The sequence below is a fragment of the Streptomyces sp. NPDC048192 genome (assembly GCF_043202415.1).
Taxonomy (GTDB): Bacteria; Actinomycetota; Actinomycetes; order Streptomycetales; family Streptomycetaceae; genus Streptomyces.
This window is the reverse complement of record NZ_JBIDAL010000013.1, coordinates 231,297-252,348: the sequence shown is the minus strand read 5'-3', so window position 1 is coordinate 252,348 and position 21,052 is coordinate 231,297. Positions and strand designations below refer to the sequence as shown.

Here is a 21,052-nt window from a genome sequence, read left to right as displayed (position 1 = left end):
GAGCAGAAGACGCCATGGGCGACCACAGCGACGGCAAGATACTCGACATCAAGATCGCCGATCTGAAGGCGACCGCCCCGCATTTCCACACGCACAGCTCCGACCTCGCCAAGGCGCTGACCAAGCTCAAGACGGCTCTGGCGGCGGCCGGATCGCCGTGGGGTGACGACGAGCAGGGGAAGAAGTTCCACGAGCACTACGGCCCGCACGTCAAGAGGATGGAGACCGCCGCCGGGATTCTCGCGCTCGGCCTGGCCAGCATCGAAGCGGCCATGACCGACATGGCCGACGGTCACATCGACAACGAACTACTGGTCCGCTCGATGTTCAGCAAGATCCAGCCCGCCCCGCACGACGGCAAGGGGAGCGCGCAGTGAGCGCGGCCGACAAGGCCAAAGAGATCGTCCAGGATTTGACCGGCATGTGGTGGCCGGATGCCGACGAAGGGGGTCTGCGCGACGCGGCCAAAGCCTGGCGGGACTTCGCCGACGACCTGGAAGACGTGACGGCCGCCGCGAACAAGTCGGCGCGCGGCATCATCGAGAACAACAAAGGCGAGGCGATATCCGCCTTCGACGACCCCTTCTGGCGCCGCTACTACTACGAGGGGCACGGCTGGCTCCGGGACATGATCGATGGCGCCCGCGATATGGCCAAGGCCCTCGACCAGTACGCCGACGTCGTCCACAAGGCCGTCAAGCATCTGGAACACGAGCTGGAGATCGTCGGCGCCACCATCGTCGCCGGCACCGCCCTCGCGGTCTTCACACTCGGCATCTCCGAGGGCGCCGCGGCAGCCGCCACCGCCTCGATCCTGGAGCTGTCCGCCACGCTCGGCGTGACCGTGTCCACCGAGATCGCCACCATCGCCGGCACCACCCTCGCCACGGCCGCCATCGGTGGACTCGAATCGATCACCGTCGACCTCGCCGTGACCCAGCCCGTCGCCATGGCCACCGGCGAGAGCAAGGGCCTCAGCCTCGACGAGGTGAGCGACTCCGCCCTCTACGGCATGGCGTTCGGTGGCGCCTTCGGGGCAGGTGGGAGCACAGCCCGAATCGTCACCGAGAACGGCGGCATGGAGGGCCTGTTCAACGGCTTCCGGCTGAACAGCGCGGCGCTCGACGAGATGGGCAAGTCCCGTACGTGGAAGCTGATCCAGTCTCCCGACTCGAAGATTCCAGCCGCACCGGCGCGGCCCGGCGACTACGAGCTGGTCTCGGGCGACCCGGTCTACTTCGGCAAGAACACCACCACAGTGGGCTACGACGAACGCACCCTGAACAACCTGCAACGGGTCGCTCGTGTCCCCGGCGTGCACGACGTGGTCGTCCACGGCACGGACGAGGGGGTCTTCGTCCCCGGCCGAGTCAACGCCGCGGGGAAGACCCTCACGGACTTCGAGGTGCACCCCAACCACATCGCGGACGCGATCCGCAGCAATCCCAATTACCACGGTGAACCGGTGCGCCTCATCTCCTGCTACTCCGGCGCCGACGCGAGACCGCCCGAGCTGCCTCTCGCTCAGTCCGTCGCCAACGAGCTCGGCGTGCCCGTGACGGCGCCCACGAGCAAGGTGGGAACCTCCCCCCAACTCGGACTCAACCAGACCCCCACCATCGGCAACAATGGCTACTGGCGCACCTACCTGCCCATGGCCCACTAGCGGCAGGCTCACAGGAGTGGAAATGATCAAGCGAGCGGGCTTCTACCGGGAGATCGGCGGCCAGGGCACCGCGGCAGACGATGCGCCGTCGCTGCGAGACGCCGTACAGGACAGTGGGCCCTGGGACGAGGACCGTATCCTCGCCTACCTGGGATCGGCCCTGGAGATCTACACCACGATGGGCGCCGAGCGCGACGTCCTCACCGGCGAAGAGTGGATCGCCGGCTCCGGATCCCTGATGACGGATGGCACCTGGCTCTGGCCCGTCGATCTTACGCACTACGTACGTCGTCACCACGCTGCTCTGCCGCAGGAGTTCCTGGACCACATCCGGGCCAACAACTACACGGTCCCTGTCGTGCCCGACGAACGGGCCAGGCGCATTTTCCAGGAGGAGTTCCCGGACCACGCCCCCGCTTCGGCCCCGTCCAAGGCTGCGGGCTTCTTCACTTGGTACGTGCCGAAACTGGACAGCGCGCGTGCCCATCAGCTCCTCACGCATCTGGAGGATGCCGGGCTCTCCGCCGTGCACCCGCTGACCCATGCTCTCTTCGGGTTCCGTGAGACGCCGGTCGGAAAGCGTGAGCCGCTGATGGGTGATGGCGCAGCCCTGGCCGCCGCCTTGGCCGACGATCGATACTCGAAGATCGAGTTCACCTGCTGGAAGGGCTACGACCAGTCCCTGACCGGCATCGTGCGACGCACGGACGAGACGACGCAGAGCATCACGCTGCGCCTCACCGACATCCCCGTGTCCGACCGTGAGGAGGCGGTCGCGGCACTGGTGCGCACGCTCGATCAGGATGCGGCCGACTGTCGCGGGTTCGTCATCGACCGAGCCGGCGTTTCGGCTTCCGAGGACTGGGACCGCATCCTCGTCGGCGACGGAGCGCACTTCACCGTGTGGCCCGACACCGTCGGCATCCTCCGGGACCGCGTGGGCAGCCATCCCGAGCTGGCCGACAGCGAGCCGACTGCTTACGGCCCGCTCGACGTGTTCCATCGCGTCTGAACCGTCCGCCGACGGGACACGCTCGGTGGCGTCCTCGTTGCTCCACGTGTACGGGGTTGCGGGCGGGGGAGCGAGGTGGTGTCCGAGGCCAGGGCCGGCTGCTGAACCACGAGGTTTGTGCGGGCCTCGCCAGCGTTTATGGTCATCTGTGACACCGCATTCCTGGTTGTACCGGAAAATGGTTCCGCACTGGCACCTGTTTTCGGTACTGCTGGTGGAGTGGGGTGCTTCCGGCGTCGGCGCCAGGGCTGTCGGCTGACCTTGCTGCCCGCGTCCGGGTGGTGCCGGTTGATCGATCGGCATCGAGCGGGTATACAGCGCGAGGGGCAGCGGGCGCTCGTCCGGTGGACTGACGTCACCGCTACGGAAAGCGGCCTGTCGTCGGCGTCTTGCGGCGGACGACCAGGGCAGACAGTGAGAGGGGGGCGGGCCGTGTTCGGCTCAGGGCTTCACCACGACCAGGCGGTCGGCGCAGAGCGTGCCATTTGTACTCGGACTCACACCACTGCACCGCCTCGTGCAGACGCCCCTGCTCTCGCCGGCGCTCCATGGCGTGCGTGATGCCCGCCGGGGCCGACCTCGGTCCGGATGGCCTCGGCGAGCTCCTCGAGACGCGACACGGTGTACTTCAAGTCTGCTTCTCTGTCGCCATACCGTTGACCAACCGAGGGTCCGATCGGGCAGCCGACCGACAACCAGATACCCACACGATCGAGAACAACGGTGGCGGAGGCCACCAGATGGAGAGCGTGACCGGCAATGGCCCAGCAGCCGCCCCTCCTCCGCGATGTCATCGACATCAAGGAGTCCATCTCCACCTCGGACTTCGTGCTGTCCCTCGCCGAGGCGACGACACCCGAGGGCGCCCAGCACGCGCTCAAGGACTACGTCGTCACCGAGCGGCTGCTGGAGAACTTCGACGAGGCGCTGGACCTCATCAAGTCGGCGCTGGACGGGCACCGCTCGAAGGCGGCGTATCTGCACGGCTCCTTCGGTTCCGGTAAGTCGCACTTCATGGCCGTGCTGTACGCGCTGCTCAGCGGCAACCCGGCCGCCCGTGCCCGCACCGAGTTCGACCCGGTGCTGACCAAGCACGAGTGGCTGACCACGGACGGCAAGAAGTTCCTGCTCGTGCCGTACCACATGCTCGGCGCGAAGGCCCTGGAACAGCGGGTGCTCGGCGGGTACGTGCACCACGTCAAGAAGCTGCACCCGGACGCTCCGACCCCGCAGGTGTACCGGACCGACTCCCTCTTCGCCGACATCCGCGCGCTGCGTGCCAGCACGGGCGACGAGGCGGTCATCCGCGGACTGGGCGGCAGCGACGCGGACGACGGGGAGGAGGACGAGTGGGGCGAGGGCTTCGCCTGGACCCCGCAGCTCCTGGACATCGCGCTCGCCGCCGAGGAGAACCACGAGGCGGGCGTCCCGCTCAACCTCACCAACCCCTCCACCCCGGCCGAGCTGCGCGCCAAGCTGGTCAACGACGCCGGCACCAACCTCCTCCCCGGCTTCACCAAGAACGCCGCCGAGGACGAGCACGGCTTCATCTCCCTGGACGCCGGTCTCTCCGTCATCGCTGAGCACGCCAAGTCGCTCGGCTACGACGGCCTGATCCTGTTCATGGACGAGCTGATCCTGTGGCTGGCCACCCTCATCCACGACCAGAAGTTCGTGGCCCGTGAGGCCAGCAAGATCACGAACTTCGTGGAGGGCGGCGACGCCCGCCGCGCCATCCCTGTCGTGTCGTTCATCGCCCGCCAGCGCGACCTGCGCGAGCTGGTCGGAGAGGAGGTGTCCGGCGCGGCCGAGTCGTCCATCCAGGACACCCTGAACCTGGCCTCCGGTCGGTTCGACAAGATCACCCTGGAGGACCGCAACCTCCCGCAGATCGCCCACGCCCGCCTCCTCAAGCCCAAGGACGACGAGTCGGCCAAGCTGGTCGACGCGGCCTTCGAGCAGACCAAGCGGGTCGGCCCCCAGGTGTGGGACACCCTGCTCGGTTCGGAGAAGGGCACCACCGGCGCGGACGCGGAGTCGTTCCGGCTGACGTACCCGTTCTCGCCGGCGTTCATGGACACCCTCGTCCACATCTCGTCCGCGCTGCAGCGCTCCCGCACAGGTCTGAAGCTGATGGGCCAGCTTCTCGCCGACCACCGCAACGAGATCCGCCTCGGGCAGCTCGTCCCCGTCGGTGACCTCTACCCGGTGATCGCGGAGGGCGGCGACAAGCCGTTCACCGACAGCCTGAAGGTCGTCTTCGAGGCCGCCGACAAGCTCTACAAGACCAAGCTGCGGCCCTACCTGCTCAGCTCGTACGACATCACCGAGGACGATGTCGAGCAGTACCGCAACCGGCCCGAGTCCATCACCGACCAGAAGCGGCTCAACGGCTGCAAGATGTTCGTCGGCGACAACCGGCTGGTGTGCACGCTGCTGCTGTCCGCGCTCGCGCCCAGCGTGCCCGCGCTGTCCGAGCTGACCATCCGGCGGCTCGGCGCGCTCAACCACGGCTCCGTCCTCGCGCCCATTCCGGGCGCCGAGGTCGGCATCATTAAGAACAAGGTCGCCGAGTGGGCGGCCAGATTCCCCGAGATCAAGGAGACCGGCACCGACGCCAACCCCGGTGTCCGCCTCGAACTGTCCGGCGTCGACGTGGACTCCGTCATCGCCAACGCCCAGGTCAACGACAACCCCGGCAACCGCGTCGCCCTCGCCCGCCGCCTGCTCTCCGAGGAACTGGGCGTCGAGCACGGCCAGTTGAGTGACCAGCTCAGCTTCACCTGGCGCGGTACCGCCCGCACCGCCGAGATCGTCTTCGGGAACGTTGCCGACGAGGACGAGCTGCCCGACCATGACCTGATGCCGCAGGAGGAGGGCCGCTGGCGCATCGCCATAGACCTCCCCTTCGACGAGGGCGAGTGGGGCCCGGTCGAGGACGTCAACCGCATCCAGCGCCTGCGCGAGCGCCAGCAGGGCGAGCGGTCCCGTACCGTCGCCTGGCTGCCCGCACACCTGTCCGCGCAGCGCTTCCAGGACTTCCGGCGCCTCGTCGTCATCGACAAGGCCCTCGCCGACGAGCACCGCTTCGACACCCAGTACGCCGGCCACCTCAACGCCGACAACCGCAGCCGCGCCAAGGGCCTCCTCGAAACCCAGCGCGAGGCCCTGCTCAAGCAGGTCAAGGGCGCCTTCAAGCAGGCGTACGGCCTCGCCCAGAAGCATGCCGCCGACGTCGTGCCCGACTTCGACGACCACCTCGTCGCGCTGCCCGACGTCGACGGACTCACCCTGTCCTTCGGGCAGAGCCTGCACGACGGCATCCGGCACGTCGCTGGCAAGCTGCTCGCCCACCAGTACCCGGCCCACCCCGACCTTGACCCCGACGCCACCGGCACCGCCGTCAAGCCCGCCGACACCAAGAAGGTGTTCACCCACGTCCGGGCCGCCGCCGAGGCGCGCGACGGGCGGGTGGAGGTCCCGGCCGCCGACCGCAAGCTCATGCAGCGGATCGCCGGACCGCTGCGCCTCGGACAGCAGAAGGAGGCGTACTTCGAGCTGTCCCGCTACTGGGCCGACCACTTCCGGCAGCTCGCCCGCTCGCAGGGCGTCACGGGGGACCTGTCCCTGATCACGCTCACTGACTGGACAGACAAGCCCGAGCCGCGCGGCCTGCCCGACTTCCTCGCCCGGCTCGTCGTCGCGGCCTTCGCCGAGATGGACGACCGGGTGTGGGTGCGCGGCGGCACCGTCCTCGACCCCGCGCCCGAACTGTCCGCGATCAAGGACCACGACGCGCTGCGCAGCCAGCCGCTGCCCGCCGAGTCCGACTGGGACACAGCACGGCAGCGCTTCGAGGCGATCTTCGGGGCGAAGCCGCCCGCGCTGCGGCGCGGCCGGATGGTCAACCAGTTCGCCCGCCAGATCATCGAGGCCGCCCGTGCCCACCGGGACCACGCGGCCGACCTGGTACACCAGTTGGAGGCCCACGGCACCTTCCTCGGTCTCGACCAGACCGCCGACACCGGACGGCTCGCCCTCGCCCGCCGCTCCCTGGAACTGCTGGACGCCCTCACGGCGGAGGCCGGCAAGGGCGCGGCCGGGGCCAAGAAGACCGTGGAGGCCCTCGCCTCCTTCGACCTGGGCGAGACCAGCGCCGACCGGTACGGCACCTCCATCAAGAAGGCCCGTGCCGTCGCGGAGGCCGTCGCCTCCGCCCCCTGGAGCACCCTGGAACTCGCCGCCGGGCTCGGCCCCGAGGGCGAGGCGCTGCTCGACTCGCTGCGCAACGTGGCCCGCGACGACCAGCGCACCGCCGACCTGCGCGACGCCCTCACCCGCACCCAGCGCGAGGTCGTCGCCCTGATCAAGCGCACCCAGGCCGCCGCCACTCCGCCGCCCGCGCCAGTCTCTCCGCAGCCCTCTTCGGCCGGTGACCTGTCACTGGACACACCGACCAGCGACCCGCGCATCCCGTACACCCAGCCGCAGGAGACTCCCTCCCCGGCGAGCGGTGGCGGCACGGCACGGAAGTCCGGACGCCGGAACACGACCGTGTCCCGGGCCGCCGCCGACCTCCAGGCGGAGCTGGCCGAACTGGCCGCCCGCCACCCGAACGCGACCATCGAGATCACCTGGCAGGTCATCGAATGACGGACACCGTCATCACCGCACCGGGTGCGGTGCGGCTGAACACCGCGACCGTCACTCAGTACCTTTCCTCCCAGACACATCTCGCCGCCTCCCTGACAGGGGAGGAACAGGGGCGGCGCCGGGTCGTGCTGCTGCGGTCGGCGCCGCAGTGGGACGGCCCCGCCGAACCAGTCTGGGGCGAGGGCCTCGCGGCCGGTGTCGCGGTGGCGCCGTCCCCGCTCGCCATCCACGAACTCGTCCTCGACCACCTGGCGGGCCGCCGCCCCGGCCCGGCCGTCCTGGTCGTCCTCACCGACCGGGAGCAGCACGAACTTGACCCGGCGATCCTCGCCCGCGTCCACAAGATGCGCATCGACACGGTCGACAGCTGGGACGTCGTCCGCGAGGCGTTCGGCGCCCGGCAGATAGACCCCCGGCTCAAGGACGTCAACTGGGCCGCCGAGGCCCTGCTCGACGCCACCCCGCCCGGCGGCTGGTCGGCCGTCCCCGGCGGCTGGCTGTCCCGCCAGTACGCCCTCACCGCGCTCGCCCAGCGCCGCCTGCGCCTGGGCCGCTACGACACCGAGGGCGGCACGCGCCGCCCCGGCGACGACCGGCTCGACGCCCAGGCTCTGCTGCACTGGTCGACCCGGCCCGGGGCCCCCGAGCGGTTCCTGAGCCTGCGTGGTCCCGAACGTACAGGACTGGCCGACTTCCTCGGCGAGGACGACCAGGCGGGCCTGGCGGGTCGTGCGCTCCTCGCCCTCGTTGACGCCGAACGCGGCGCGGACGCCGCCGCCTTCGGGCTGGTCTGCGCGGCGCTGTGGCAGCACGCCGAGGCCGCCCCCGAGACCTACCGGGCGCGGGGCCGCGCCGAACGCTACTTCGGCGACCAGCCCCCGACGACCGGCGACCAGCTCGACGCCTTGGTGACGGTCTTCGGCAGGGCCGCCGAGGAGCACGTGACCACGCTGCTGGCAACCGGACACCGCACCGGCGGCACCGACGCCGAGCAGGCACGCGAGGCACGCCGCACCACCGGCATCGTGCTCGACCGGGCGTCCGCGCTGGCCCGCCAGTTCGGCGCGGAGGAGGCCGTGGCGGCGAGCCCGGTCCTGCGCGGTGGACTCGAGGCCCGTTTCACCGCCGTCGGCCGAGCCCTCGCGGCCGGCGACACGGCCGCGGTGACGGACGCCGTCCGTGTCCTGGAGGACCACCGGCTGGCAGCCGAGCCCGAGGAGGCCGCCCGCATCGAACGCGCCCGCATGGGCCAGCGCCTCGCCCGCTGGCTGGCCACTGATCCGCCCGCTGACGCCCCCACTGTCGCTGACGCCATACAGCGGCACGTCGCCGAGACCGGCTGGGTGGACCTTGCCCTGGAGCACATCGAGGCCGGTGGTGACCCGGACCCCGTTCTCAAGGCCGCCTACGACACCCTCGACACCCGCGTCAGGGACCGGCGCCGGCAGATCGACGCGTCCTTCGCTCGTTCCCTGGCCGCCTGGACGGAGGACGGCACCCAGCCCGGCAGCATGCTCACCGTCGAGACCTTCCTCGACCGCGTGGTCGGCCCGGTCGCGCGGCGTGGGGAGGAGCGGCGGGTGCTGCTGCTCGTGCTCGACGGCATGAGCGCCGCCATCGCCAACGAACTCGGCGAGGGACTGCGCCGCTCCTGGGCCGAGTTCGACCCGCTGCCCGAGGGCGACACCCCGCACCGGCGGGCGATGGCCGCCGCCCTGCCCACAGTGACGGCCGTCTCCCGCACCTCCCTCTTCGCGGGCTCCCTGATGAAGGGCAGCCAGGCCGACGAGAAGCGGCTCTTCCCCGCACTGAAGCTGTGGGGCGGGGCCCCGGCCGCCGTGTTCCACAAGGACGACCTGCGCACCGAGACCGCGGGCGACACCTTCGGCCCGGCGCTCACCGAGGCGCTGGGCGACGGCAGGACCCACGTCGCCGTCGTCCTCAACGCCATCGACGACCGGCTCGCCAAGGAGCAGAAGCTCGGCGACGGCGCCTGGCGCGTCGACGACGTGCCCGGCCTGCGCGACCTGCTGCGGGTGGCCGCCACCCAGGGCATGGCGGTCGTCCTCACCAGCGACCACGGCCACGTCGTCGACCGGCACGGCACGAAGGTCGACACCGCCGCCGATCCCGCGTCCGCCCGCCACCGCCTGCCCGGCGACGGCCCACTTGCCGAACGCGAGATCACCCTGTCCGGACCGCGGGTGGTCTGGCCCGAACCCGGCGCATCCGTCGTCGCCCTCTGGGACGCCGACTCCCGCTACACCGCCCTCAAGGCCGGCTACCACGGCGGGGCCTCCCTTGCCGAGGTCACCATCCCGGTACTCGCTTTCCTGCCGTTCGGTGCGGAACCCCCCAAGGGGTGGCGGGAACTGGGTGACCAGCGGCCGGTCTGGTGGGCCCCGGAGGAGACCGGAAGGACGCCGCTGCCGAGCGAGTACGCCGCCCGGCCGGCGGCCGCAACGGTCTCCGCTCCCAAGAAGCCGACCGGGAAGGCCAAGAAGGATCAGGCGGAAGTCGCCCGGACCCACGACACACTCTTCGACGTGGCGCTGACCACCGGTGGAGACGAGGCCCTGCTCACTCCGGCTGTCGTCTCCCGGACCGAGACGCTGGTGACGGCGCTGCTCGACTCGGAGACATACCAGGCGCAGCTCGGTGGCCTGGCCCGCAAGCCGCAGCAGGAGCAGGTCCACAAGGCGCTCGCCGCCCTGCTGGACGCGGGCGGCACCCTGCCTGTGACCGCGCTCGCCCAGCGCGCCGGTATGCCCGTCACCCGGGGCGATGGCTTCGCCGCCGTCCTGCGGCAACTCCTCAACTACGACGGCGTACAGGTCCTGGAGACCCTGCCGGATGGCCGCACCCTGCGACTCCACGAGGCGCTGCTCCGCGAGCAGTTCGCTGTCGGAGCGGGCTGAGGCGACGACTCGGGGTGCCTCCAGAGCTCGTCTTGGAGGCAACCCAGTCTGGTCCGTCGTCAGACGGCGATCTTACGCGCGTAGGCGGTGAAGGCGGCCCACTGCTCCTGGGGGGAAGGTCGGTGCCGTTCTCGCCCCCTCCCCGCTACCTCACGGCGCGAACTCGCGCAGCACCTTCGCGAAAGTCGTCAGCTCGTCGATCATTTCCGGTGGAAGCGGCTTCTCGTCGAAGTGCGCGATCCGGTTGCGGATGTCCTTCACCCGCTTCAACAGGCCGATGAACTGTTCCCTGGGCATGTTGGGCCACTTCAAGGCTGCCCAGTTGCGGTCGGCCCGTTCGGCGAGGGACTGCTTCGTCTGGTCGCCGTCCAGGAGCCTCAGGTAGTCGCCGAACATCAGGTCCGACACCTGGCCGGTGCGGTGCTCCGGCTTCTTGTTCGTCTGGACCGCCTTGATGGCCTCTGTGTCGAGTGCCGAGCCCAGGCAGCGGCGCAGCAATGACTCGATCTCGCCCACGATGAAGAAGGGGCGTGCCGCGCCTTCGAATCGATCCGTGACGTCCGCGGCGGTGACGATGCCCGAGAGGCAGCCATCGTCGCCGCGGACGAGAAGGTAGCCGTGCTCGCGGATGACCGGGAGAGCGGCGAAGAACTCCTGGCGGGCGTCGAAGACGGGCAGTTCGTCCTTCTCCATCGCGTTGTCCAGGGTGGGCGGCTTCCCTGCCCCGTACATCTTGGCCACAGACCCCCAGGTGACCACCCCGTGGACCTGCGTCATGCCGGTGGTCACCGGGATCTGGGAGTAGCCCTTGGTGTGCATGAGGAAGGTCGTCTGAGACAGTGGAGTGCCGGGTCCCACGGACACCAGGCCGCGCCGTGCCGACGGGACGTCGCCGAGCAGCAGCCGCTGCGGCAGGGCGTGCGAGGGCAGAGCCTCGTCCGCCTCGTCGGCCTCACCCTCCGGTTCGGCCGGCGTGCGCTGCGCGGGAACGGCCGCCAGCGGCACCACGTCGACGGTGCTGCGCAGACCGCAGACGGCGAAGTCCGGCAGCGTGGTCAGCCCGGCGTCCGTCAGGGCCTGCGAGATCCGGTGCACCGTCCGGTGGTCGCGGACCCTGACCTGGAACAGGTCGAGGATCTCCTGCACGGACACGGTCCTGCCCTTGAGCGAGGCGACGTCCTGCTCGTGAGGCATGGTCGTCATCGGGCGTCGTCCTCCGGCAGGTCGCGGAGCATCGTCTTCTTGCCCATGGCGGAGTGGACCAGGTCCTGCAACTGCTTGGAGCGGTCGTGGTAGAAGCGCTCGTAGTCGTTCTCGCGCAGGGCGTCCGGATCGATCAGGTGGGTGGTCAGGACGTCGTCGAACCATTCGGGACGCATGTCGGACGCGGCGATCATCGTGGCCAGGTAGGAGGACGGCGCACCCGTCATGTCCATTGCGGCACGGTAGGACAGGGGTGTCTTGTTCACGATCGAACTCGTGGGCAGCCCATGGCTGTTGCCTCGCCGGAACCACGTCTTGGGGAAGATCTGTCGGATGTTCACGCTGTACTCGTCCAGTCGGCCGGGACTGAGCGGGGCGTCCGTGTGATGCCAGTCCACAGCGCCCTGCTTGATCAGCAGTGCGTAGATCCCCTTGTAGGCGGCGCTGTTGCGCGTGGTGAGGGTGTCGAGGCGGTCGGCGAAGAAGAACGCCTCCGTCACGGTCTCGGGTGCCCTCTCATCGTGCGCGATCCAGGGGACGAGCTGTTCGACGTCCTTGGTGAAGCGCGTCTCCGTGGAGCCGCCGTACATCTCACCGAGTACTCCGCACCAGTACCACTGCTCAATCTTCTCCGCCGCCCCCAGTCCGTCGGTCGCCGTGTCGAGGATGGCGCGGACGGCCGCGAGCGGGACGAGCTGCGTCTTGTACGGCAGGTCGGCCGGGCGGACGATGCACTGCCGTTCCAGGAAGTCGCCCACCCAGGCGAAGGCGTCGGCAAGCTTGGGCGCCAGGCGCACGAAGTCGGCCAGAGGAAGGTCCAGCAGATCGCGGCGCTTGCAGGACACCGTGGCCCCAAGGCCCTGCTGTTTCCGCTCCCAGGTGCGCACCAGCGCGATGGCCTGAAGGAAGTCGATGCTGCTCAGCCCGTTCTCCAGGCCGCTCTCCAGACGGCCGAAAACGGGGTATTTACTCGCCAGAGCCTGCTTGATCTCCCGCCACACCTCGGGAAGCTGGTAGTAGTCCCCGGTGCGCTCGACGTAGTCGCGGTCCCCGGCGTAGGTCGCGGTGAGCAGTTCGAAGACGTTCAGGGGCACACCGCCCGTGTTGACCCGCTCGAACACCGCGCAGACGGCGTCCATGGAGGTGGAGGCGGCCAGCCGGATCATCGGCACCTGGAAGGCGCGGACCTGCTGAAGGACCGCCTCGTCGAACTGGCCCCACAGGTCCCAGTTCCGGTCCTCGTCCGCCTTGATGTACGCCTTCTTCCAATCGTTCACGCGCTGCGCGTCAAAGACGAAGTGCAAGGGGAAGAGGCCGGCCGCGCACTCGGCCTCGGCGGTGCTCAGATCCAGCACCACGGTGCGGTTGAAGTCCGTCCGGAGCACCTTGTCGGCCGGGACGGACACGATGGCCTCGTCGCGGTCCGCGGACGGCCCGACAGCCTTCGCGATGTCGACGTAGTACCACCGCTGGATGGGCTTGCCCCGGGCGTCCGCCGTCTCCACCGGGGCGTCCAACCACAGGGCCTGGAAGAGGGAGGTGAGGCGCTGCTGCCCGTCCAGCAACAGAAGATCGGCCGCCGGATCCCCGTCCGGCCGTGCGCCGGTGAGGGTCCGGGACCGGAACCGGGTGGCGCCGCCGGTCTGCAGCGTCATCACGACGCCGAGCGGGTAGTCCAGCGTGACCGTCGCGATGATCGCCCGGATCCGGTCGTCGTCCCACTTCCAGTTCCGCTGGAAGTCGGGCAGTTGTAAGGAGCCCGAGGCGACATCCGCCAGTACGTCCTTGAGCTTCACGTTGTCGAGGGCCGCCATGTGACTCCACTCCCCGCCCTGTTACCTGTACGGAGAGTGATTCCAGCAGTGCTCTGAGGTGACGGTCAAGCCGGTTCGCAGAGACAGGTGCCGGGATCAGGATCCCGGTCCCGGTCCGGCGCCCCCATGAGCGAGTCCGGCCAGGCCCTGTAGGGGGCACCGCTCATCGTGGTTACCGGGTTTCCGTCGAGATCGGTTCGAGGAAGAAGAGGCACTGGTCCGCATTGAACTCTCCCACCTTCGCGACGAAGTGGAATTTGTCGCCTGTGCCGACGGTGGCGGGGATGTTCTTGCCGGTCAGTCTCAGGTCGGAGGTGTTGACGTTCTCATACTTGAAGGCGGGGCCGACCGTCGTGTTCGGTCCCTTGTCGCCAGGACCCAGGAGGAAGTCGTAGCGGGTGTCGTAGTCCCCGTGAGGTGTCATGTTCACGATCGAGCCGTTGAACGCGATCGTCTGACCTTTGTGTCTGGTCGCAAAGTCCAGGTTCGCATCGTCGCACGAGTCCGCCTTCAGCAGTGCCGCGAACTTCGGGTCATTCTGGGGTGTAATCACCTTGGTGGCAGCTGACTTGGTCGCGCTCGGGGTCGGCGCGGCGGAAGGCTTTTCGCCCGCAGCCACCGCTGGCTTGTCTGCTCTGTCCTTCTTCTCGCCTCCGTGGCTGAGTGCAGAGGCAACGCCGATGACGATGGCCAGGATCACTGGGACGGCGGCCGCCACGCCGATCAGGAGCCACGGCTGCGGCTTCTTCGGCCGGCGGAAGTTGAGGGTGGAGCGGAGCTTGCCCTGCGCCTGCTCCACGAGCTCCCAGCCATCCTTCTGCATCTTCGAGATCACCAAGCCGTCGGTGCCGCGAACTGTCTGCACGGTCTTGTACTCGTACTTGATCTCGTCGGCCATACGGCTCCGCCCCCCGAATCACCTGCTCATACCAACTGCCTCGCGCAGCATAAGGGACCCGGCGACTTCCGCGCGGAGTGCCGATGCGCCGCCGGTGCCCCGCCGACAGGAGGGACAGACACGCCACGACGCGGCACATGTCGAGCGTTGCCGTCTGGACGATCAACGTGAACCCTTGAGGGCACGAACGCGACCTCGCGGTGAGACCGGCCTGGTGCTTACGAACTGCACATCGTGCACCTTGCCGAGGCACTGATGTGCAAGAAGATGGGACACTGGTCCCCGTGAGCACCACCGGATCCAAGCGCCCCACCCAGGTCAGCGCCGCCCGCCGCCGTACCGTCATCGACGCCCTGCGCCGCGGGGCCGTGCCCGAGAGCGGGCTCGATCTGCTCGCCACCGGTCTCGACCGGTTCGAGGCGGCACTCGATGCGGAACTGGACACCGTCGCGTCCGGCGGGTCGGTGTTCAAGGCAGTGCGCGGTGAGTACGGCTCCGGTAAGACCTTCTTCACTCGCTGGCTGGGGGAGCGGGCCAAGCGGCGGAACTTCGCCGTGGCCGAGATCCAGATCTCCGAGAACGAGACGCCGCTGCACAAGCTGGAGACGGTCTACCGGCGGCTCACCGAGCGCCTCACCACCTCCAGCTTCCCGCCCAGCGCCCTGCGCCCGGTGGTCGACGCCTGGTTCTACGCCCTGGAGGAGGATGCTCTCGCCGCCGGGGCGGCCGAGGACGAGCTGCCGGGCGAGGTCGAGAAGCTGCTCGTCGCACGGCTCGCCGAGGTCTCCCGGCACGCTCCGTCGTTCGCCACCGCCTTGCGCGGCTACCGGGCCGCTCTCGCCGACGGGGACGAGGCGACCGCTGCGGCCGTGCTGGCGTGGCTCGGCGGCCAGCCCCACGTCGCGGCCTCCGCACGCAGGGCCGCCGGTGTGCGCGGCGACCTCGACCACTTCGGGGCCCTCGGTTTCCTGCAGGGGCTCCTCACCGTGTTGCGCGACTCCGGGCACACCGGGCTGTTCGTCGTCCTCGACGAGGTGGAGACCCTGCAACGAGTCCGCTCCGACGCCCGCGATAAGGCGCTCAACGCGCTGCGGCAGCTCATCGACGAGGTGCACTCCGGGCGCTTCCCCGGCCTGTACCTCGTCATCACCGGCACGCCGGCCTTCTACGACGGCCAGCAGGGCGTGCAGCGCCTGGCCCCGCTCGCCCAGCGGCTCGCCACCGACTTCACCACCGACCCGCGCTTCGACAATCCCCGTGCGGTGCAGATCCGGCTGCCCGGCTTCACCCAGGAGTCCCTCGTCGGCCTCGGCGTCACCATCCGGGATCTGTACGCGGACGCCGCCACGTCACCCGTGCGCGTCCGGACGGTCGTCGACGACGCCTATGTCGCGGACCTCGCGCGGGCCGTCGGCGGAGCGCTGGGTGGGAAGGTCGGGGTGGCGCCCCGACTGTTCCTGAAGAAGCTCGTCGGGGACGTCCTCGACCGCGTGGACCAGTTCGACGACTTCGATCCCCGACAGCACTACAAGCTGACGGTCGCGAACAGCGAGCTCACCGACGTGGAGCGGAACTTGGCCGCTACAGTCACCGGCGGTTCCGCGTCCGCCGACGGCATCGACCTGGAGTTGTGATGGCGGCTGTCGACAGCCCGGACGCGGCCGGGCCGATCAGGGAGGGCGCCGATGTACTCGACCGGCTCGACCCCGTCGTCCTGCACCACATCGTCAACACTCTCGGCTGGCCCGACCTGCGCCCCCTCCAGCGGGAGGCAATCGCGCCACTCATGGACGGCGAGGACACCGTCCTGCTCGCGCCGACGGCGGGTGGCAAGACCGAGGCCGCATGCTTTCCTCTGCTGTCGGCCATGACCGAGCAGAAGTGGACGGGTACCTCAGTTTTGTACCTGTGCCCGCTTAAGGCGCTGCTCAACAACCTGGTCGGCCGTGTCGACACCTACGCCCAGTGGCTGGGGCGGCGCGCCGCGCTCTGGCATGGCGACACCAAGGAGTCGCAGCGGCAGCGCATCCGGACCGACGCGCCGGACATCCTGCTGACCACCCCCGAATCCCTCGAGGCCATGCTGATCGGCGTCAAGACCGACCACGCCCGGCTGCTGGGTGGCGTACGGGCCGTCGTTGTCGACGAGGTGCATGCCTTCGCGGGTGACGACCGGGGCTGGCACCTGCTTGCCGTCCTCGAACGCCTGGAACGGGTCACCGGGCGGCGTATCCAGCGGGTCGGGCTGTCGGCGACCGTCGGCAACCCGGAGCAATTGCTGCACTGGCTGCAAGGGGCGGCCGCGGGGAGCCGTACCGGGCGAGTTGTGGCTCCCGGGGTCGTACTGCCCGTATCCGGTCGTACGGGCAATGGCGACAAGGCTGCTGTGGCACAGCTTCCGAGACCAGCGGGCCAGGTGGAACTCGACTATGTGGGCTCCCTGGACAACGCCGCTAAGCTCATCGCGGCCCTGCACCGAGGAGAGAAGCGGCTCGTCTTCTGCGACTCGCGCCGTCAGGTCGAGGAACTGGGCGCAGCGCTACGGGCGCGGGAGGTGACCGTCTTCCTGTCACACGCCTCTCTCTCCGTCGATGAACGTACGCGTTCCGAACAGGCCTTCGCCGAAGCGCGGGACTGCGTCATCGTCTCGACCTCGACGCTGGAGCTCGGCATTGATGTCGGCGACCTGGACCGCGTCATCCAGATCGACACACCGGGCACAGTCGCCTCGTTTCTGCAACGTATCGGCCGAACCGGGCGGCGGGCCGGCACAGTACGCAACTGCCTCTTCCTCACCACCCGCAAGGAGACACTGCTGCAGGCAGCCGGACTGCTGTTGCTGTGGTCACGCGGTTGGGTGGAACCGGTCCTCCCACCGCCCGAACCACGGCACCTCGTGGCCCAGCAACTGCTGGCCGTCACGCTGCAACAGCACGTGCTGGGTAATCAGTTGTGGGACCAGCAGTGGAACGGCCTTGCCCCCTTCGACCGGTCAGCGGCCCCTGTCCTGCGCTTTCTTGTCGAGGAAGGCTTCCTGGATTCCGACGGCGGCATGCTCTTCATCGGTCCGAACGCGGAACAGCGCTTCGGCAAGCGGCACTTCATCGAACTGACGGCGTCTTTCACCGCGCCGCCGCAGTTCACCGTCCTGTCGGGCCGCACCGAGATCGGCCGCACCGATCCGTCCGTGCTGACCGAGGAGCGGCCCGGCCCTCGGCGGCTGCTGCTCGGCGGACGCAGTTGGCAGGTCACGTACATCGACTGGCTCCGCAAACGCGTCTTCGTCGAACCTGCTGACAGCGGCGGCATCGCCAAGTGGATGAACGGCGGCATCGCCGGACTGTCCTATGCCCTGACCCGCGCGATGCGTGAGGTCCTGCTGGGCACGGACCCGCCCGTGTCACTCACTCGCCGTGCTGACGCGTGCCTGGCGGAGCAGCGTGAGAGCGACGCTAGCGACACAGTGCATCCGGGCGGCACGCTCATCACGCGCGTCGGCAATGACGTGCGGTGGTGGACCTGGGCCGGCTACCGCGCCAACGCCACCCTCGCCGCGACGCTCCGATCAGTCACCGACCCCCTGCAGCGCCCCACAGACTGCTGGCTGCGCCTGCGCGAGGATGTCACTCCGACCGCCTGGCGGGTGGCACGTGAGGACATTGGTGACAACCTAGTCCTGCCTGATGTCCACCACCGAGCCGTACGGGGGCTGAAGTTCTCCGCTGCTCTCCCAGAACGTCTCGCCGTCGCCACAGTGGCCGCTCGGCTGGCCGACTTCGACAGCGCCCGGGCTGTGCTGTGCGAGCCGGTGCGGTTCCAGCACGGATCCTGACCGGCGCTCCCCGCTTCATTCGTTCCTGGCGGCCCTCACCCTGCGCGCCGGCGTTCGTGAGAGATGTCTGTCTGGCCCGAGAACCCGGCCAGACGGACACTGCACTGCCCATTCCTGGTCAGTGGCTTGCGGCAGGGCCCTCTACCGGTACCAGTCCCGACGGGCCTTGTCGCCGTGGCGGTGAACGGCGCATTGGTGCCGTACGTAACATCCATCCGTGGGAGGATCCCTCACCATGAGCGCGTCCCCGGCGGTGAGAGGTTTGCGTGCCGCGGTGTTTTCCGCGGTGTGCGTGCTGCTCGCAGCCGCCGGGCACGGGCTCGCCATGGGCGACATGCCGCCGTTGTGGGCCGATGCGGCCGCCTTCGCCGCCGTGCTCGCTCTCGGCTGGCTTCTCGGCGGGCGGGAGCGCTCGTTGTCCGGCATCGGCGTGGCCATGCTGCTCGTCCAGGCGGGCCTACACCTCGGCTTCGACGCCGCCCACGGCAGTGTGAGGCACGTTGGTGTGCCGTGTATGGCAGCCATGTCAGGGCACGGCGGCGCCCCGGCCACGGGCTTCGTGTCCGGCCATGTCATGGCGCCGCCGATGTCCGGTCACGTGATGGCACCCATGCCCGCCATGCACCTCCACATGGCCGCCACCGTCCACCCCCACCTCACCGCCCACGCCACCGCCGCCCACCTCCTCGCCGCCCTGGTCGCCTCCTGGTGGCTCTGGCGGGGTGAGGCCGCGCTGTGGTCGTTGCTGCGGCGGGCCGGGACGCTGGTGCTCGGTCTTGTCGCCTGGTGGCGGGGCACCCCGCTGCCCGCTCCCGCCGGGGCCGCCCCGCGCGTCCCCGCCGACCCCGAACCGCCCCGGCTGACCCTGCTGCGGCACGCCGTCAGCAGACGCGGACCCCCGGCACCGATCCCGTACTCGCTCTGCCCCTGAAGGACACATCACCCGTACGGAGATCGACTCACCCATGTCCGCATCGCATCCCACCGCCCGCCGCGCCGGCACTGTCGCCGCCCTCGCCGTCACCACGGTCCTGCTCGCCGCCGGTGCCGCCTCCGCGCATGTCACCGTCCACCCCGAGAGCTTCGCCAAGGGAGCCACCGACGGTGTGCTGACCTTCCGCGTGCCCAACGAGGAGGACAGCGCCTCCACCACGAAGGTGCAGGTCTTCCTGCCCACCGACCACCCCGTCCTCGGCGTGCTCGTGCACCCGCAGGACGGTTGGACCGCCAAGGTCACCACCACCAAGCTCAAGACGCCGGTCAAGACCGACGACGGCACCATCACCGAGGCCGCCTCCGAGATCACCTTCAGCGGCGGGAAGATCGGCGCCGGGCAGTACGAGGACTTCAACGTCGCCTTCGGTCAGCTGCCCGACGACACCGGCACGTTGGTGTTCAAGACCCTGCAGACCTACTCCGACGGCAAGGTCGCGCGCTGGATCGAGGAGCCGGCCGCCGGCGGTGACGAGCCGGAGAACCCGGCGCCGGTGCTGAAGCTCACCACCGGTGACACTGCTTCTGCCTCCGCGCCCGCCAAGAACGCCACCGCCCCCGCCGGTGCCAAGGCGGCGGCCGACGCCAGCGACTCCACCGCCCGTGGACTCGGCATCGCCGGTCTGGTCGTCGGTGTCCTCGGGCTCGCGGCCGGCGCCTTCGCGATCGTACGGAGTCGGTCAGCCCGGTCCTAGAGGGCCTAGCGGCCGTAGCGGTATGGCGACATAGAGATCTGTCGGCATCACGATATGGGGGCGTCGACGGGTCATTGCCCGCCCACGCGCGCCCATGAGGGAGGGGTCCGGACCGGTGGCAGTCCGCGCTCGGGTCCGGTCCTTCCCTCTCCCCGGCCCGGCCGAAAACGGATTGCGCTTGCCTGGGCGGTGGTCAGGATGGGCCCGTGGAGAGCCGTGTGAGTGCGATCGAAGGTGCGCCGATGGAGCCGACCGAGTCAGGGCATGCCGCCGCGCGGGTGTCCGCCCACGCGGCCGTGGGAGCGCGGCTGGCGCTGTTCAGCGACCGTCGGCTGCGGGACGCGGTGGCCGCCGCGCCGGTGCTCGGGTCGGGTGTCGGCGGCCGGTCGGGCGAGATGGAGGTCGAGGGCGTACCGGTCTTCGTCAAGCGCGTGCCGCTCACGGACCTCGAGCTGGTCGGGGCACATGTCCGGTCCACCGCCAACCTCTTCGAGCTGCCGCTCTTCTACCAGTACGGAGTGGGCTCCTCGGGCTTCGGCGCCTGGCGGGAGCTGGCCGCGCATCTGATGACCACCGGCTGGGTGCTGGAGAACGAGTACGCGGGGTTTCCGCTGCTGTATCACTGGCGGGTCCTGCCGGACAGCCCTCCGGCCGGGTTCGCCGACGCGTTCGGCGGCGTCGAGGGCGCCGTCGCGCACTGGGAGGGTTCACCGGCCGTGCGCCGGCGGCTGGAGGCCATCGGCAAGGCCGCGCACAGCCTCGTTCTGTTTCTGGAGCATGTGCCCCGCACGCTCGGCGCCTGGCTCCGCGACGCCCGGGATACCGGTGACACGAGCGATGCGGGCGGGGCCCGGCAGGCGGGGCACGGAGACGGTTCGTCGCCGTACCGGTGGGTGGAGGATGCGCTGGTGCGGGGCACGCGGTTCCTGAGCGGCCGCGGGCTGGTGCACTTCGACGCGCACTTCGACAACCTGCTCACCGACGGCCGCCAGGTGTACTTCGCGGACTTCGGGCTCGCCCTGAGCCGGGACTTCGAACTGTCCGCCCCCGAGCGGGAGTTCCTCGCCGGCCATCTGGTGTACGACCGGTCCTACGCCCCCACCCACCTGCTGCGGCATCATCTCCCCGAGGACGCGCGGGGCGGGATGGAACCCGGCGCGTTCCTGCGTGCCTGGGCTGCGGGGCACCGGCCCGGCAGCGTGCCGTCCGATCTCGCCGCGCTCCTGGACCGGCATGTGCCGCACGCGATCGTCCTCGACGACTTTCACCGTCGGCTGCTCACGCGAAGCAAGCGGACTCCGTTCCCCGCCGCCGAGGTCCGGCGGGCACTGGGGGCCGCCGCCGGGTCCGCGCCGGGGCTGTAAGGGC

General features: G+C 69.7%; 13 protein-coding genes. 10 read left to right on the top strand and 3 right to left on the bottom strand.

The window, feature by feature from the left end; all coding sequences use genetic code 11:
* Window positions 1-14: 14 nt before the first annotated feature.
* The 5 genes from ACGFZN_RS27885 (at window position 15) to pglZ (ending at window position 10,249) form a co-directional block, all read left to right on the top strand.
* On the top strand, window positions 15-377 hold the full coding sequence (locus ACGFZN_RS27885) for a hypothetical protein (RefSeq protein WP_393861239.1): 363 nt from the start codon (window positions 15-17) through the stop codon (window positions 375-377).
* Window positions 374-1,666, top strand: a complete 1,293-nt coding sequence (locus tag ACGFZN_RS27880) for a hypothetical protein (RefSeq protein ID WP_393861238.1) — start codon at window positions 374-376, stop codon at window positions 1,664-1,666. The genes ACGFZN_RS27885 and ACGFZN_RS27880 overlap by 4 nt, the downstream gene beginning before the upstream one ends.
* Before the next feature lie 22 nt (window positions 1,667-1,688).
* Window positions 1,689-2,678, top strand: coding sequence for a hypothetical protein (locus ACGFZN_RS27875; protein WP_393861237.1), 990 nt, complete (start codon window positions 1,689-1,691; stop codon window positions 2,676-2,678).
* Window positions 2,679-3,437: 759 nt separating this feature from the next.
* On the top strand, window positions 3,438-7,331 hold the full coding sequence (locus ACGFZN_RS27870; RefSeq protein WP_393861236.1) for a phage resistance protein: 3,894 nt from the start codon (window positions 3,438-3,440) through the stop codon (window positions 7,329-7,331).
* Window positions 7,328-10,249 (top strand): BREX-2 system phosphatase PglZ, encoded by a 2,922-nt coding sequence (gene pglZ / locus ACGFZN_RS27865; protein WP_393861235.1) that lies wholly within the window; start codon window positions 7,328-7,330, stop codon window positions 10,247-10,249. Before ACGFZN_RS27870 ends, pglZ begins: the two co-directional genes overlap by 4 nt.
* Window positions 10,250-10,399: 150 nt before the next feature.
* On the opposite strand, the gene ACGFZN_RS27860 is transcribed toward pglZ, so the two are convergent.
* The 3 genes from ACGFZN_RS27860 to ACGFZN_RS27850 all read right to left on the bottom strand — a co-directional run bounded on the left by ACGFZN_RS27860 (window position 10,400) and on the right by ACGFZN_RS27850 (window position 14,164).
* Entirely contained in the window at window positions 10,400-11,452 is a 1,053-nt protein-coding gene (locus tag ACGFZN_RS27860; protein WP_393861234.1) for a CBS domain-containing protein, read from the bottom strand.
* Window positions 11,449-13,266 (bottom strand): DUF262 domain-containing protein, encoded by a 1,818-nt coding sequence (locus ACGFZN_RS27855; RefSeq protein ID WP_393861233.1) that lies wholly within the window; start codon window positions 13,264-13,266, stop codon window positions 11,449-11,451. The genes ACGFZN_RS27860 and ACGFZN_RS27855 overlap by 4 nt, the downstream gene beginning before the upstream one ends.
* Before the next feature lie 172 nt (window positions 13,267-13,438).
* Window positions 13,439-14,164 (bottom strand): DUF4839 domain-containing protein, encoded by a 726-nt coding sequence (locus ACGFZN_RS27850; RefSeq protein WP_393861232.1) that lies wholly within the window; start codon window positions 14,162-14,164, stop codon window positions 13,439-13,441.
* Between the two features lie 284 nt (window positions 14,165-14,448).
* On the opposite strand from ACGFZN_RS27850, the gene brxD reads away from it, so the two are divergent.
* The 5 genes from brxD (at window position 14,449) to ACGFZN_RS27825 (ending at window position 21,048) form a co-directional block, all read left to right on the top strand.
* A complete protein-coding gene (brxD, locus tag ACGFZN_RS27845) occupies window positions 14,449-15,798 on the top strand; it encodes a BREX system ATP-binding protein BrxD (protein ID WP_393861231.1) in 1,350 nt (449 codons plus the stop codon).
* Window positions 15,798-17,996, top strand: a complete 2,199-nt coding sequence (locus tag ACGFZN_RS27840; protein WP_393861230.1) for a DEAD/DEAH box helicase — start codon at window positions 15,798-15,800, stop codon at window positions 17,994-17,996. Before brxD ends, ACGFZN_RS27840 begins: the two co-directional genes overlap by 1 nt.
* Before the next feature lie 235 nt (window positions 17,997-18,231).
* Window positions 18,232-18,927, top strand: coding sequence for a hypothetical protein (locus ACGFZN_RS27835; protein ID WP_393861229.1), 696 nt, complete (start codon window positions 18,232-18,234; stop codon window positions 18,925-18,927).
* 34 nt (window positions 18,928-18,961) lie between these two features.
* Window positions 18,962-19,684, top strand: coding sequence for a YcnI family protein (locus ACGFZN_RS27830; RefSeq protein ID WP_393861228.1), 723 nt, complete (start codon window positions 18,962-18,964; stop codon window positions 19,682-19,684).
* Window positions 19,685-19,926: 242 nt separating this feature from the next.
* Complete coding sequence (locus tag ACGFZN_RS27825; protein ID WP_393861257.1) at window positions 19,927-21,048, top strand: protein kinase family protein; 1,122 nt, start codon at window positions 19,927-19,929, stop codon at window positions 21,046-21,048.
* Window positions 21,049-21,052: the final 4 nt, after the last annotated feature.

Excerpts from the sequence above, each read along its gene's own strand:
- ACGFZN_RS27885 (WP_393861239.1), top strand. The coding sequence starts at position 15 with ATGGGCGACCACAGCGACGGCAAGATACTCGACATCAAGATCGCCGAT.
- ACGFZN_RS27875 (WP_393861237.1), top strand. The coding sequence starts at position 1,689 with ATGATCAAGCGAGCGGGCTTCTACCGGGAGATCGGCGGCCAGGGCACC.
- ACGFZN_RS27870 (WP_393861236.1), top strand. The coding sequence starts at position 3,438 with ATGGCCCAGCAGCCGCCCCTCCTCCGCGATGTCATCGACATCAAGGAG.
- pglZ (WP_393861235.1), top strand. The coding sequence starts at position 7,328 with ATGACGGACACCGTCATCACCGCACCGGGTGCGGTGCGGCTGAACACC.
- ACGFZN_RS27860 (WP_393861234.1), bottom strand. The coding sequence starts at position 11,452 with ATGACGACCATGCCTCACGAGCAGGACGTCGCCTCGCTCAAGGGCAGG.
- ACGFZN_RS27855 (WP_393861233.1), bottom strand. The coding sequence starts at position 13,266 with ATGGCGGCCCTCGACAACGTGAAGCTCAAGGACGTACTGGCGGATGTC.
- ACGFZN_RS27850 (WP_393861232.1), bottom strand. The coding sequence starts at position 14,164 with ATGGCCGACGAGATCAAGTACGAGTACAAGACCGTGCAGACAGTTCGC.
- ACGFZN_RS27840 (WP_393861230.1), top strand. The coding sequence starts at position 15,798 with ATGGCGGCTGTCGACAGCCCGGACGCGGCCGGGCCGATCAGGGAGGGC.
- ACGFZN_RS27835 (WP_393861229.1), top strand. The coding sequence starts at position 18,232 with ATGAGCGCGTCCCCGGCGGTGAGAGGTTTGCGTGCCGCGGTGTTTTCC.
- ACGFZN_RS27830 (WP_393861228.1), top strand. The coding sequence starts at position 18,962 with ATGTCCGCATCGCATCCCACCGCCCGCCGCGCCGGCACTGTCGCCGCC.
- ACGFZN_RS27825 (WP_393861257.1), top strand. The coding sequence starts at position 19,927 with ATGGAGCCGACCGAGTCAGGGCATGCCGCCGCGCGGGTGTCCGCCCAC.